This is a genomic window from Saccharicrinis sp. GN24d3, from assembly GCF_052400645.1.
GTDB lineage: Bacteria > Bacteroidota > Bacteroidia > Bacteroidales > Marinilabiliaceae > Saccharicrinis.
On the sequence record NZ_JBQTGI010000009.1, the window covers coordinates 20122 to 33860 of the forward strand.

Here is a 13739-nt window from a genome sequence, read left to right on the forward strand (position 1 = left end):
GCCTTTAAAAAATAAGTAATTACAAATGGAACAAATACGCAGAACAAAAATAGCCGATGTCCTAAAAGAAACGGAATTCGGAAAAGAAGTAAATGTAAAAGGATGGGTAAGAACCCGAAGGGGTAATAAATTCGTAAATTTTATTGCACTTAACGACGGGTCGTCTATTCATAATTTGCAAATTGTTGCCGATGTTCCAAAGTTTGACGAAGAGCTGGTAAAAAGGATTACGACAGGTTCTGCTATTTCGGTGAACGGAATCTTGAGTGAATCTTCGGGTAGTGGGCAAAAGGTGGAAATACAGGCCACATCGATTGAGGTAGTGGGCGATTGTAATGCCGACGAGTATCCATTACAACCTAAAAAACATTCATTGGAGTTTTTAAGGGAGATTGCGCATCTGCGTTTCAGAACGAATACTTTTGGTGCTATTACGCGCGTGCGTCATGCCATGATTTTTGCCGTGCACAATTTTTTCTCGCAAAAAGGATTCTATAATATCCATACTCCCATTATCACCGCCTCGGATGCCGAGGGAGCGGGCGAAATGTTTAGGGTGACTACACTTGATGTGAACAATATTCCCAAAACGGAAGAGGGAGACATTGATTTTAGCCAGGATTTCTTTGGGAAATCGACCAACCTTACTGTTTCAGGTCAGCTGGAAGGAGAATTGGCGGCTTTGGCGATGAGCGAGATCTATACTTTTGGGCCTACATTTAGGGCCGAGAACTCCAATACGACGCGACACCTAGCAGAGTTTTGGATGATTGAGCCGGAGATGGCGTTTTATGATTTGAACGATAATATGGACCTGGCGGAAGAATTCACCAAGTACCTAATCAATTATGCACTTGAAAACTGCATGGAAGATTTGGAGTTCTTGAGCAAGCGTCTTCAGGAAGAAGAAAAAGGAAAGAAAGTGGAAGAGCGTTCGATGGAATTGATTGAAAAATTACGCTTTGTGGTTGAGAACGATTATATCCGACTGACATATTCCGAGGCGATTGAGATTTTAATGAACTCTAAACCGCAGAAAAAAGGTAAATTCCAGTATCCGGTTAACGGATTCGGAAGCGACCTGCAAGCAGAACACGAACGTTTTTTGGTGGAGAAACATTTTAAAAAACCGGTTATCTTAACGGATTATCCAATGTCGATCAAAGCTTTTTATATGAAGCAAAGCGAGGATGGTAAAACGGTAAGAGCCATGGATGTTCTTTTCCCGCAAATAGGCGAAATCATTGGAGGATCGCAACGGGAGGAAAGCTACGAAAAGTTAGTGGAGCGCATGAGAGTGCTTGATTTGCCTGAAAAGGAAATGTACTGGTACCTGGATACCCGACGTTTTGGATCGGTTCCCCATAGTGGATTCGGATTGGGATTTGAGCGATTGATGTTGTTTGTTACCGGGATGACCAATATTAGGGACGTAATACCATTTCCACGTACACCAAAAAACGCTGAGTTTTAGGAAATAATAAACGTAAAAAATTAGAGGAAAGCAGCTTGCGGAAACGTAAGCTGCTTTTTTCTTTCAAAAATTAGGCCAATTTATTTTTATTCTTAATGTAGATACAAAAATAGGCTCAAATTATTACATATGTAAGCGAATTATCTTAATTTTGTTGTGATGCTGTGCGTGTGTCATTTATTTACACGTGCAATTTATTGTTGAATATGTTGCATCTTTCAACTGCTTGAAGAAAGGAAAATATGTTAAAACAGAGTTTACAACAAAAGTTGCTTCAGAAATTATCACCTTTGCAAATTCAGGTGATTAAACTGTTGGAGATTCCTGCGGCACAACTTGAGCAACGCATCAAGAAAGAAATTGAAGAAAATCCGGTTTTAGAACTTGATGGCGAGGGTAAAGATAACGATTCTGACGAGCCCGAGGTAAAAGAGCAGGAAGTTGAAAAGGATGAGCTTTCTATTGACGATTATATTCAAAATGAGGATATTCCAGCTTACAAGCTTCAATCCCGAAATTTTTCCAAGGACGATAAGCATGAAGATATTCCATTTTCGGATGGCACTACTTTTCATGAATTTTTGACAGATCAATTGGGGCTGCGTATTTTAGATGAGCGGCAGCGCCTGATGGCCGAGCACATAGTCGGTAATATTGATGAAGACGGATACCTCCGCAGGGAGATAGATGAAATTATCGACGATATAGCCTTTAGCCAAAATGTGGAATTGGAAGAGCGTGAGGCGTTGGATGTGCTCGAAATAGTTCAGGACTTCGAACCTGTAGGTGTTGGTGCCCGGGATTTGCAGGAGTGTTTGTTACTTCAATTAGAAAAAAAAGACAGAAGTTTTCCTGCTGTTGAGGATGCTTACAATATCATTAAGTACCATTTTGAGGAGTTCACCAAAAAGCATTACGATAAAATAACCAAACGCCTGCATCTGGAAGAAGCAGATGTGAAAGACGCGATAGAGGAAATACTCAAGCTCAACCCTAAGCCGGGAAGCTCATATAGTAACCCCATGCACAAAATGGTTCAGCATATCATCCCCGATTTTATTTTAGAGATTAAAGATGGTAAGCCGGAGATTTCGTTAAATATCCGTAATATTCCAGAACTTAGGATCAGCCAAACGTATTCAGATATGTTGCAAGATTATTCCGGTAACAAAAAAAACCGATCCAAGGATAAAAAAGAGGCTGTTATGTTTGTGAAACAGAAGCTCGATTCCGCCAAATGGTTTATCGATGCCATCAAACAACGGCAGAATACCTTGTTGGTAACTATGAATGCTATTCTTCAATACCAGAAAGAATATTTTTTAGAAGGGGACGAAACAAAGTTGAGGCCTATGATATTAAAGGATATAGCCGAAATAACAGAGTTGGATATTTCCACAATTTCAAGGGTTTCCAACAGTAAATATATCCAAACACACTTTGGGATTTTCCCATTAAAGTTTTTCTTTTCCGAAGGTATGCAAACGGATTCGGGTGAGGAAGTATCTACACGCGAGATCAAAAAAATACTCTCGGAATGTATCGAAGCTGAGGATAAGAGAAAACCTTTAACCGACGATAAACTATCGCAGATATTAAAGGAAAAGTCGTATAACATTGCCAGAAGAACGGTTGCCAAATATCGCGAGCAGTTGAACATTCCAGTTGCCAGGTTGCGCAAAGAGTTATAATGGGTAAAGAATTATTTTAAATGGTCAAAAAAATTGCTTCCATTCTTTCTTTGTTGCTACATCCACTTTTAATGCCCACCATTGGTTTGTTGGTCATTTTTAGTACGCAAAGCCATGTTACATTTATTCCTTTTGAATATCGAAGGATGGTTTCAATTATAGTGTTAGTAAGTACCTGCATTTTACCGTTGAGCATAATGCCCTTGTATTTGCAAACCGGTATGGTTAAGTCTATACAAATGGAAACGGCCAAAGAACGCATTGTTCCTTTGTTGACCACTTCAGGTTTTTTTCTTTTGGGGTATTTCTTCCTTAAAAAATTTCAGTTGCCCGCCTTTATTCCTTTGTTCTTTTTAGGTACGCTGGTAGCTGTACTGCTTTCCATGAGCATTTCATTTTTTTGGAAGATAAGTATTCACATGGTGGGCATAGGCGGTTTATTGGGTGCCTTGGTTTCCATGTCCTTAAAATATGGGGTAAACACCCATCTTTGGATGTTAGCTGTTATTTTGGTAGCAGGGATGCTAGGTAGTAGCAGGTTAATTTTGGGCGCACATAGTCCAAGCCAGGTATATTCAGGTTTTGTGTTGGGGTTAATGGTTATTTGTACAATTGTACTTATATAAAAGGAGACCTCCGGTTGCAGTAAAAGGATTTTTGTATTGAAAGTAGTGGCCTTACTATACCGATTTTACCTGCTTTTTCGCATCCAGCGCGGCGCAATTCCGTTCGGGGTACGTTGTCCAAATGCATAACTATTCGCGTTAACCGTCCTAACATCCTCGATCGAATAGAATGCTCTAGGATTAAACTTTTGTATTAGCCCAATCACTTGTTTTATTTTATTGCGCGAAACAATGGAATAGATCACATGCACAGCGCCATCTTTGCCTTTTGCATCTATAGAGGTAACCCCAAAACCACCTCCGCGTAGCGTTTCAATTAACGTGCTGGCATCGCGCGACGTCACAATGCGAATCATTTGAATACCAATAGCCATCCGCTCCTCAATTCTCAAACCCACATAGTTGCCTGTCGCAAATCCTGCTGCATAAGCCACATAACAGGTCCAGTTGTCCAGGTTTTCAAAGATACGCGTGATGGCAATCAACCAAATAAGTATTTCAAAAAATCCCAAAATCGGTGCGACCACTTTATTCCCTCTCGAAACAAAAATGATACGTATGGTATCCATACTTACATCCAGAATTCTAGCAAAAAAAATCATCAAAGGAACGAGGATGTATATAAATAAAAACGAATCGTAAAATGCTGCATCCATATTTGCCGGTTGTTGTGGAATTGATTTGTGGCCGCTTGCAAACTTGCGGAACGATAAAGGCCACCAAAAATGGCAGCCTAAATCAGTTTATTTTTTACTCCAATACCAATTATTGGATTACTACATAAGAGCGTCAAGCTTTGAAGCCAAAATGGTTTTTGGAACAGCACCTACTTGCTTGTCAACAACCTCTCCGCCCTTAAAGAAAAGGATGGTTGGAATGTTTCTGATACCAAATTTAACCGATGTGCCAGGGTTACTGTCTACGTCCATTTTAGTGATCACTGCTTTGTCACCATACTCGTCGGCCAACTCTTTTACTACAGGAGCTACCATTCTACAAGGGCCGCACCATTCTGCCCAAAAGTCAACCAATACAGGTTTGTCCGAGTTTAAAACTACTTCTTCAAAATTTGCGTCTGTTACTTCAATAGCCATAACTTGATATTATAAAAATTTATACTTTAATTTTCCAATTGTTCTAATACAAAAATAGTAAATAAGTTTGTCCTTTGGCAAAATAATACCGATATGTTAATGATATTAGCTTTAAAATCACTTCATATTTAACGCTTTCATTCATCATCGGCATAAGGTCAAGGGCTTAATATTTAGTCAAAACGGTATAATGTCCAAACATAAACATATATAATTCCCTGTATGTATATATTATTTATTTTGGGTTTATCTATTGCAGTATGAATATACTAATTAAATATGAATCACCAATCACCCGGATAAAATAGTTGACCATACCTTTTTACTATGCTATTTGGGGTTTAGCTCAAGCAGCGTCGAGATGGGATAATGGTCGCTGTGGTAAACCTTTTTTCTTTTGTAATTATATCCTTTGAACGCCGGGTCGTGAAAAATAAAATCTATCCTGAAGGATGGCAGGTTACCATTATATGTCCCTCCGAGACCATTTCCCGATTCAATAAAAGCATCCTTTAATTCTCCCCGTACCTTTCGATAAACATAAGATACTGGAGTGTCATTAAAATCGCCGCACACAATAGCAGGGTATGGCGAATTTTGAATATGGCGGCCTATAGTTTCTGCTTGAGTAGCGCGGTGTGCAAATGCGGTGTTTATTTTCGTAAAAATTTCGTAGGCCCCTTTCCTTCTTTCTTTGTCGCTCTTAAATTCCAGGCTGTCGATAAAATTATAATTTTCTCGCTTCAGGCGAATAGATTCTAAATGATTGTTGAATATCCTAATTTTTTGCCCGTTTATGTTGATGTCGGTTTGCGAACTGAAATTGGTCGTGTTTTCGAACATCAATGGTTTTTTATCTATGATAGGGTATTTGGAAAACGTGGCCAGGCCATACTTTTTGCCGGATTCTGTTTCGATATTGTATTCCAGGTGTTTGTATTTGAATTGCTTAAACTTTGACAGTATATAGTTTTCGGAATATTGCTGGTTATCGTTATTGATATAGAATTCCTGAATGCAAAGCACATCAGGATTCTGATCTTTTATAAACTGATAAATTTTCTGTGGTGTAGCCAGGTCACCCGTCCAAACATATTTATCAAACATCCGCACATTGTACGACATTATGCTAACCGGCTTTTGCAGCTCCGTTTTATCCACCTTTTTACCTGTGTTAATGGTAAAGACGGCATGCCATTGTGTCCATGTTATGATGAGGGCCAGCAATGAGAACACCAAGCGTTTTCTTTTCTTTAAAGCCCAGTAAACCACAAAAAACAAGTTGGTTAACCAAAGCAAAGGAAAGGCAAACCCTACAAACGACAGAAAACTGATATGTGCTGGGCTAACATAAGCTCCCAGATAGGCGAGTCCAATCAGAACAAGTGCTATCGTGTTGATAAGCGTAATAAAGGAACGGGTTATTTTGTGAAAGATCTTAGGCATTAATTATTGCTTGCGTTAAACAAATCATCTTTTTCTTGTTTGGTCAAGCTATCGTAACCGCTGGTTTTTATTTTGTCCAATATCCTATCAATATCACCTTGTTTCTTTTTTTTGTTGGCGTTGTAATCCAAATCGCTCACGGGGCGTTTTGAGCGTGAGTGTGTGACCGTCATTTTGGGTTTGCGCGAAAACATGGAAGCCAGATTATCCATGAAATGATTAAAACGTCTCGTGATATCTTTGTTTTTAACAGCCCTTGATGCGAAATACATGCCTAACAAAGCCCCTCCGATATGCGCCAGATGTCCTCCTGTATTTGAGAAGGATGGAATGGCAATTAAATCCAAAACCAACAATCCAATGGCCAAATACATCAGTTTAACAGGGCCAATTAATATTAAGTGAACTTTATAGTTTGGCGCATAACTGGCAGCGCCAAAAATAATGGCCATCACCGAAGCCGAAGCCCCCATCATAATGGGTGATTCGGTAAAACTGTTTAGTGCGGGAAAAATGTTGTACGAAAGAATATACAATAAGGCTCCAGCCAACCCACCCATAAAATACACCCCTAAAAGTTGTCGAGAATTAAAGTATTGTAAAAAGATTCTGCCAAACCAAAACAAATAAAGCATATTGAAAAGGATATGCATAAAATCGAAATGCAGGAACATGTAGGTGAAAATACTCCAGGGCTTAAACAGCAATGCTCCCGGATCGGCTGGTACAGAAAACCAACTTTTTATCATATCGACCAGATGGCCTTGTTGGGCCAACGAAAAGAAAACATCTAAAATTAAAAATGCCAAAAATACACCTATATTAACATAGATAAGTCTGGTCACAACGCCGCCTCGTCTAAAAGATTCCCTAATTTCGTCTGCAATTGCCATATTTTTAAAAATAGCTATTTTGTTGATGTAAATAAATAAAAAACGATTAAAATTGTTTCTTTCGCCAAAATCTTATCAAAATAAATCCGAAGAGCATTCCGCCCAGGTGAGCCAGGTGAGCCACGTTATCGCCCGGATTGTTCTGCATTAAAAGAAATATCTCAAGTCCGCCATATCCCATTACAAAATATTTTGCCTTCATTGGAATAATCATATAAAGGTATATCTGCTCGTTAGGAAACATCATACCAAATGCCAATAACAAACCAAATACCGCTCCCGAAGCCCCAACCATGGGCACGTTAACCAGGTGGTTGAGGGAAGCCGCTGTTTCGTTCACATAGTTCTTTCCACTTGATAATATCGAATGGCCTTGTGCATATATTTCAGAAACTATTTCTGGGGGTAAGCTGGCGGCCATCATTTTTGCCCTGATAAAAGCAACCAATACATATAATACTCCTGCACCTAGACCCGTGACTAAATAATAAAACAAGAATTTTTGGGGTCCCCAGGTGCGCTCCAGTATTCGTCCGAACATGAATACGGCAAACATATTAAAGAATACGTGCGTAAAATCCCTGCTGCTATGCATAAACATATACGACAAATACTGGTAAAAGCTGAACTGCTGGCTTCCCGGAGTGTATAAGCCAAATATTTCGTTGAAATCAATTCTTGTATAACCGATCCCCGGAATATTAACACCTTGTACAAAAATATATGTAGCAAAGAATATTAACACATTAATGATCAGTAGGTTTTTGACGACCGGTGGTATGTTACTAAAAAAGCCTTGTTGTTGATACATAAAAGTAGTTTCAAAATTGTTATAGATATCTAATAGCGATTCGTTAATGAAATAAGCGTTAAATTTACTTCGTATTTAACGCTATCATTAATCGTCGGCATTATACTCTATGTGCTAATCTTATTCAATAAATGGTATAACAAGCATTAAGCCAAATTGATTTGTGGTTCATCAAATTAGTGATTAGTGCCACTTTGTCATACCGGTGTGATTCTAAAATGCCGCAATACCTTATTCCGTTTGTAATCCGTCCTGAAAAATCTATCAGCATTATACATATGGTGTTAGTTTATTAAAATAATATCATTTAAATCGCATTTCTATTTCATCATTCGACAGGATGGAAATCACAGGTTTGCCATCGGGAGAATAGTTGGGTACCTGACAGGCAAAAAGTTGGCCAATCAATTCGTCCATTTCCTGATTACTGAGAAACTGGCCCGATTTAATGGCTGATTGTTTGGCCATGGAACGCGCAATCCTTTCTTTTAAATCAGCCTCCAGGTTAACCTCGCCCAACTTGTAATCGTGTATAATTTCATCGAGCAGCAATTTAGGATTCATTTTTTCCATGTTAACAGGCATTCCCCTTACTTCAAAGGTATGGTCACTGTGTTCGGCCATATCAAGACCAAACAACTGAAGGTCTGGCAGTAATTCTTTCACTACCAAGGCATCCTCGGCATTAAACTCCAGTTGTTCCGGGAACAGGCTTTGTTGAGTCATACTCTGCTTATTGGTGATGGATAACATCAAGCGTTCAAACAAAATCCTTTCGTGGGCTCGTTTTTGATCCACCATCATTAAACCTGATTTACCGGAGGTAAGAATGTACTTGCTCTTAAACTGGAAACACGAAGCACCAGAAGCAGCTTCTATATCGGTATTGCCCGAAAGAAAGGTTTGTTGTTGAGGTTCGGGTGCCGTTTCCCAATTTGATGTAGTTACGGTTTGGCTCGGTTGTGGTATGTCAAATGGCATGTTGCCTTTTTCCGCTTCAAAGTCATTGTACAACTGTTCCCATCCTTTGGGTGATGGTGAAGAAGTGCGTGTTCCGCCTCCACTGTTTGTTGCAGAAGAACTGCCTGCCCCAAAACCGGAAGGATCAGGGATGGGTGTGTCAAAAGGATTGAAAAAAGGGTTGACTTCTATCTCCGGGTTTTCTTTTTCAGCGTCTTTGTCACTAACCGGAATATCCACCATATCAGCGGTGTCAAAATCGATCGTTGGAATCATATTGTGCTTTCCCAGACTCTCTTTGATAGTGGCATTTAATATGTGCCAGATGGCCCGCTCATCCTCAAACTTGATTTCTGTTTTGGTGGGATGAATGTTGATGTCGATAATTTTAGGATCCACTTCAAAATATAAAAAGTAGGCAGGAATTGTATTAGGCGATATCAGGTTGGCATAGGCCTCGGTAATGGCCTTGTGCAAATATGGATGGCGCATATAACGTTGGTTCACAAAAAAGAACTGGTCGCCCGATGATTTGCGCGCTGCCTCGGGCTTGCCAACATAACCGTGAATCTTGACTAATGTAGTGTCGGTTTCTACAGGAACCAACTGGCTGTTCATTCCCTTGCCCACCATATTGATAATCCGCTGTCGTAAATTTGATACTGGGAGCTGAAACAGGGGCATTTTGTTATGCTCCAAGCTAAAACTGATGTCGGGATTGGCCAATACGATTCGCTGGAATTCGTTGATGAGATGTCGGAGTTCGGTACTGTCTTTCTTTAAGAACTTGCGTCGGGCTGGAACGTTGTAAAACAGGTTGCGGACGATAAAGTTACTCCCTGTAGGGCAATTGATAACTTCCTGATTTTCGACCTGTGAGCCTGAAATAACCAAATGGGTTCCCAGCTCGTCGCCATGTTTTTTTGTTTTTAGCTCTGTTTGTGCCACGGCTGCGATAGAAGCCAAGGCCTCACCTCTAAATCCCATGGTACGAATGGCAAACAAATCGTTTACGTCTTTTATTTTTGAAGTGGCATGCCGTTCAAAAGCAAGGCGGGCATCGGTGGCGGACATGCCGCAACCGTTGTCAATCACTTGTACCAGTGTGCGCCCCGCATCTTTAATAATGACTTTGATATCGGTGCTGCCTGCATCAATGGCGTTCTCAACCAGTTCCTTTAACATGGAACCTGGACGTTGAATAACTTCGCCCGCTGCAATTTGGTTGGCCACAGAGTCGGGCAATAACTGAATAATATCTGACATAAACTAACCTTGTATATAAAAGAAAACACCTGCTAAACAGATGTTTTCATGATCAAATAGGTATTGAAAAATCGTATTTTGAGTGAAACCGAAGAATTACATATATTTAAGAATCCACTCCGAGCTCGACATAAGTAAATAGTAAAATACGATCATTAATCCAATGAGTATGATCGCTAACCTTACATTTGATTTTCTCTTTTCCTTACGGGCAATATCAAAGCTGCCCTTTATTTTCCGGCGCATTTTACCCCGTATCCTGTCTTCAGCGCTTCTATCGTCATCTTCAACCTCAACGCCAAGTTCTGATTTAATTCTTCTGGCTCTTTCTTCACGTTCCTCCTTGGCTTCATCATAATAAATTGGTGTATGATGAAACGTACGGTGCCTAGCTGTTTTGATAAAGGAAAATTTCATTGTTAAATCTCGTTGAATGAATGTAAATCAACTGAATGTCAACCGTGTAATGCAATTGTTCAGCTTATATTTACATTCAAATATTATTCCATTACGAATTTTTTATTATCGATATACAAAGATACAAGTATTATTTTTATTTGCAGCCAATGTTGACAACTACTCTACTAAATCGTAACCCATATTCTTCCCTTTTTCAACAGCGGGAATTCCATATTGCATCCAAACGGGAGCAGGTTTCCCTTTGAGGTAATGGTCGAAAAATTGCATCATACGAATGCTTAGGTCAATGGAGTTAGCCCTACGGGTCAAGTTGTGTTGCTCGTTGTTGTATGTAAGCATCCAGGCAGGTTTATCCAATCTTCGCATGGCCACAAACATTTCTATGCCCTGATACCAGGGTACAGCGCCATCATTGTCGTTATGCATCATTAATAGCGGGGTTTCAATTTGTGGGGCGTAAAAAACGGGTGAGTTTTCCACGTATTTCGAGAATTTATCCCAAAGTGTTCCCCCAATCCTGGACTGGGTATGCTCATATAGGAACATTCGGCTCATACCGCTTCCCCAGCGTATTCCGCCATAGGCACTGGTCATATTGCTTACTGGTGCGCCTGCCATGGCAGCTTTAAACATATTGGTTCGGGTAATCATATAAGCGGTTTGGTATCCTCCCCAACTTTGCCCTTGTAACCCCATATTTTTTTCATCTATGAAATCAAATTTCTGAGTCATGGCCATTACGCCTCCCATAATTGCCTCGTATGCGCACAAGCCTGGATCTCCTGTTCTGTATGCTATGTCCGGGATGAAGATAACATAACCGTTACTTGCATACATTGTCCAGTTAACTGTCGATCGACTCGGGCGAGGTGAATGGTGGTAGTTCAGCCTATCAGAACTCCGCTCGTAATAATAGACAATCATGGGATATTTTTTACTTGTATCCAGATCTTCGGGCGTAACCAATAAGCCTTGATATTTTTTGCCATCCAGCGCAGTGTAATCAACCAGTTGAATATTACCCCAATTGTAGTCCTTTTGTTGAGGATTGGTATTTGAAAGTACTTTTTCATTGGCGAAATCCAGGGCACTAAGGTATAATTCGGGATATACATTAAACGTGCCTTTCCGCCATATTAACTGATCCGATTTTTTCGCCTTGACAGGAGTTTCAAGATATGAGGCTTCATCTAAACCTTTATTCCAGATGCCATTCTTTAGCCAGCCGTAACCCTGGTTTTTGCTTGATTCGTTAAAGGTGTTCAACAAAATACCTTGGGTTTCATCAATATATTTGATATCCTTATCCAGATTTTTATATCGGTACCTGGTGGTGTGTTCACGCCCCATGCCTCTGGTCAGGTTCAGAGGTTCGGTTTTCATTTTAGTATCGAACTTCCAGATATCATAACGGTCGTAGATGTATACATGAGCGCTTTCGGGACTCCATCCGGCTACACCATATGCTTGTGGCGAATTAGGGACGTCGTTCAGCTCGTCGTAAAAGGCAACGTCCAACTTTTTATTTAAAGCGATTTGAGTTTTTTTACGAATATTATTCAGGTGCCATAGACTGTCTTTTGGATTGAACCAGCATAAATATTTCCCGTCTGGCGAAAAGCTGTATTTATTGGTCACCTTCTCCTGGACCAATGTTTTTTTTCCCGACTTTAAATCAATTGTATAAATATCCCGGGCAAAAACACCGTTCCATGAAGATGCTTTTTCATAAGGTGATCGGTCGTAACCAATAGCAAAATCCCAATTTCCCTTATCGGGTATGTCAACCGATTTTAATTGTTCCGTTTCAAGTTGCCGGATGATGCCTTCCTTGCAAAGGTATGCAGCAACATATGCCCTGTCCTTCTCTTTTGAAATATTTTTTTTCTGCATGGGTTGCAAGCGGGTATCTTTCCAGTTCCATACATCGACAAATACTTTTTCATCTTTTAACAAGGTATCTTTTGATTCTTCCTTTGGCCTTTTGCCTGTGCCAAAAAACAGCTTATCCCCATTTTCAGAGAACCACAATCTTCCTTTGGTGTGGGCACACCATCCAACAGGAAGATCATTATGTGCCGTGTCGACCACAGTGGTAAGCTCATTCTTCTTTTGGCGCCAGTAATACAATCGGTATGTCTTGGTTTTTACAGTATCTGGACTAAATAAAAAACCAATCTGCTCAGCTTTGTTATTTGCGGTTAATGCATGTAATTTTCCTTGTTTGTGAAATAGGCTATCGATAATTAAATTGTTCGTATTTAACCTTTTTATCTTGGTTTCTTCCAGGCTATCGCCTACCGATTGTGATATAAACAGGGCATCACCAAACTCGGGCACAAAGTATTTGCTTACATTTTCAAAAGAAATACTGTCGCCCATTGTTGGGTTTAAATAAACCAATTGGGTACCTTCCGTTTTGAATTTCTTTGCTGGTTTCTTCCTATGTCTTGCAGAATCGGGCTTGTTTTCGGTGGATTTGCTTAATTTTTTTTTCAAGGTGGCAGCAGTTGTGTCCTGCGCTGTGGTGTCGGATTTCTCTCTTTTTTTTGGGGCCATACTTTTATGAAAATGGGCTGCAAGCCAGTTCCCCTGTTTTTGCGGTATGGTAAAAGCTTTTATCCTTGGATAGGTTTTCTTTTCTCCATTTAGTAAGTTCCACACGCACAAGGTGTCTTTGGGCATTTTGTCGCTTTTTGTTTTTTTCAGCTGAAGTGCCCTGATGGTATCGGCTTGGGGGATAACTTTAAAGGCAATAAAGTCGTTCTCAGGGGAAAAAGTAGCCTGCTTGCCGCGAGGTACAGAGTCAAGTCGTTGCGAGTCAACATTGTACAGATAAAGGTAACCGTCCCCTTTTTGCGGATTTATTTCATAAGAGATCCATTTGCCATTGTTCGATATTTTTTGATTAGACAGTGATTTCCAATGGTCATAGTCCTTGAAGGAGAGGGTTTTTTTATGCTGGGAATTACCAAGACTTGTTATTAGAACAAGTGATAGAAAAAGGGATAGCCTTGTCATAGTCACGATGAATAAGTTTTTAATAGAAGAGCCGAAT

Annotated in this window: 11 protein-coding genes; 3 read left to right on the forward strand and 8 right to left on the reverse strand. The window is 40.0% G+C overall.

Going from position 1 to position 13739, the window contains the following annotated elements; translation table 11 throughout:
• Positions 1 to 25 precede the first annotated feature (25 nt).
• The 3 genes from asnS (at position 26) to ACT29I_RS11865 (ending at position 3791) form a co-directional block, all read left to right on the forward strand.
• Positions 26 to 1474 (forward strand): asparagine--tRNA ligase, encoded by a 1449-nt coding sequence (gene asnS, locus ACT29I_RS11855; protein WP_430931839.1) that lies wholly within the window; start codon positions 26 to 28, stop codon positions 1472 to 1474.
• A gap of 242 nt (positions 1475 to 1716) precedes the next feature.
• Entirely contained in the window at positions 1717 to 3165 is a 1449-nt protein-coding gene (gene rpoN, locus ACT29I_RS11860) for an RNA polymerase factor sigma-54 (RefSeq protein WP_430931840.1), read from the forward strand.
• A 20-nt stretch (positions 3166 to 3185) separates the two neighbouring features.
• A complete protein-coding gene (locus ACT29I_RS11865; protein ID WP_430931841.1) occupies positions 3186 to 3791 on the forward strand; it encodes a PAP2 family protein in 606 nt (201 codons plus the stop codon).
• Positions 3792 to 3856: 65 nt separating this feature from the next.
• Here ACT29I_RS11865 and ACT29I_RS11870 read toward each other — a convergent pair whose 3' ends face one another.
• The 8 genes from ACT29I_RS11870 to ACT29I_RS11905 form a co-directional block, all read right to left on the reverse strand.
• The gene (locus ACT29I_RS11870; RefSeq protein ID WP_430931842.1) at positions 3857 to 4447 is read right to left on the reverse strand and encodes a DUF2179 domain-containing protein; all 591 of its coding nucleotides are present in this window, start codon (positions 4445 to 4447) and stop codon (positions 3857 to 3859) included.
• Positions 4448 to 4567: 120 nt separating this feature from the next.
• The gene (trxA, locus tag ACT29I_RS11875; protein WP_430931843.1) at positions 4568 to 4885 is read right to left on the reverse strand and encodes a thioredoxin; all 318 of its coding nucleotides are present in this window, start codon (positions 4883 to 4885) and stop codon (positions 4568 to 4570) included.
• Between the two features lie 330 nt (positions 4886 to 5215).
• On the reverse strand, positions 5216 to 6331 hold the full coding sequence (locus ACT29I_RS11880) for an endonuclease/exonuclease/phosphatase family protein (protein ID WP_430931844.1): 1116 nt from the start codon (positions 6329 to 6331) through the stop codon (positions 5216 to 5218).
• The gene (locus ACT29I_RS11885) at positions 6331 to 7224 is read right to left on the reverse strand and encodes a rhomboid family intramembrane serine protease (RefSeq protein ID WP_430931845.1); all 894 of its coding nucleotides are present in this window, start codon (positions 7222 to 7224) and stop codon (positions 6331 to 6333) included. The genes ACT29I_RS11880 and ACT29I_RS11885 overlap by 1 nt, the downstream gene beginning before the upstream one ends.
• A gap of 46 nt (positions 7225 to 7270) precedes the next feature.
• On the reverse strand, positions 7271 to 8035 hold the full coding sequence (locus ACT29I_RS11890) for a rhomboid family intramembrane serine protease (protein WP_430931847.1): 765 nt from the start codon (positions 8033 to 8035) through the stop codon (positions 7271 to 7273).
• A gap of 303 nt (positions 8036 to 8338) precedes the next feature.
• Positions 8339 to 10261, reverse strand: a complete 1923-nt coding sequence (mutL, locus tag ACT29I_RS11895) for a DNA mismatch repair endonuclease MutL (protein WP_430931849.1) — start codon at positions 10259 to 10261, stop codon at positions 8339 to 8341.
• A 96-nt stretch (positions 10262 to 10357) separates the two neighbouring features.
• Entirely contained in the window at positions 10358 to 10678 is a 321-nt protein-coding gene (locus ACT29I_RS11900; protein WP_430931851.1) for a hypothetical protein, read from the reverse strand.
• A gap of 159 nt (positions 10679 to 10837) precedes the next feature.
• On the reverse strand, positions 10838 to 13702 hold the full coding sequence (locus ACT29I_RS11905; protein WP_444793552.1) for a prolyl oligopeptidase family serine peptidase: 2865 nt from the start codon (positions 13700 to 13702) through the stop codon (positions 10838 to 10840).
• Between the last annotated feature and the right edge of the window lie 37 nt (positions 13703 to 13739).

Excerpts from the sequence above, each read along its gene's own strand:
- rpoN (WP_430931840.1), top strand. The coding sequence starts at position 1,717 with ATGTTAAAACAGAGTTTACAACAAAAGTTGCTTCAGAAATTATCACCT.
- asnS (WP_430931839.1), top strand. The coding sequence starts at position 26 with ATGGAACAAATACGCAGAACAAAAATAGCCGATGTCCTAAAAGAAACG.
- mutL (WP_430931849.1), bottom strand. The coding sequence starts at position 10,261 with ATGTCAGATATTATTCAGTTATTGCCCGACTCTGTGGCCAACCAAATT.
- ACT29I_RS11900 (WP_430931851.1), bottom strand. The coding sequence starts at position 10,678 with ATGAAATTTTCCTTTATCAAAACAGCTAGGCACCGTACGTTTCATCAT.
- ACT29I_RS11865 (WP_430931841.1), top strand. The coding sequence starts at position 3,186 with ATGGTCAAAAAAATTGCTTCCATTCTTTCTTTGTTGCTACATCCACTT.
- ACT29I_RS11890 (WP_430931847.1), bottom strand. The coding sequence starts at position 8,035 with ATGTATCAACAACAAGGCTTTTTTAGTAACATACCACCGGTCGTCAAA.
- ACT29I_RS11880 (WP_430931844.1), bottom strand. The coding sequence starts at position 6,331 with ATGCCTAAGATCTTTCACAAAATAACCCGTTCCTTTATTACGCTTATC.
- ACT29I_RS11885 (WP_430931845.1), bottom strand. The coding sequence starts at position 7,224 with ATGGCAATTGCAGACGAAATTAGGGAATCTTTTAGACGAGGCGGCGTT.
- ACT29I_RS11905 (WP_444793552.1), bottom strand. The coding sequence starts at position 13,702 with ATGACAAGGCTATCCCTTTTTCTATCACTTGTTCTAATAACAAGTCTT.
- trxA (WP_430931843.1), bottom strand. The coding sequence starts at position 4,885 with ATGGCTATTGAAGTAACAGACGCAAATTTTGAAGAAGTAGTTTTAAAC.
- ACT29I_RS11870 (WP_430931842.1), bottom strand. The coding sequence starts at position 4,447 with ATGGATGCAGCATTTTACGATTCGTTTTTATTTATATACATCCTCGTT.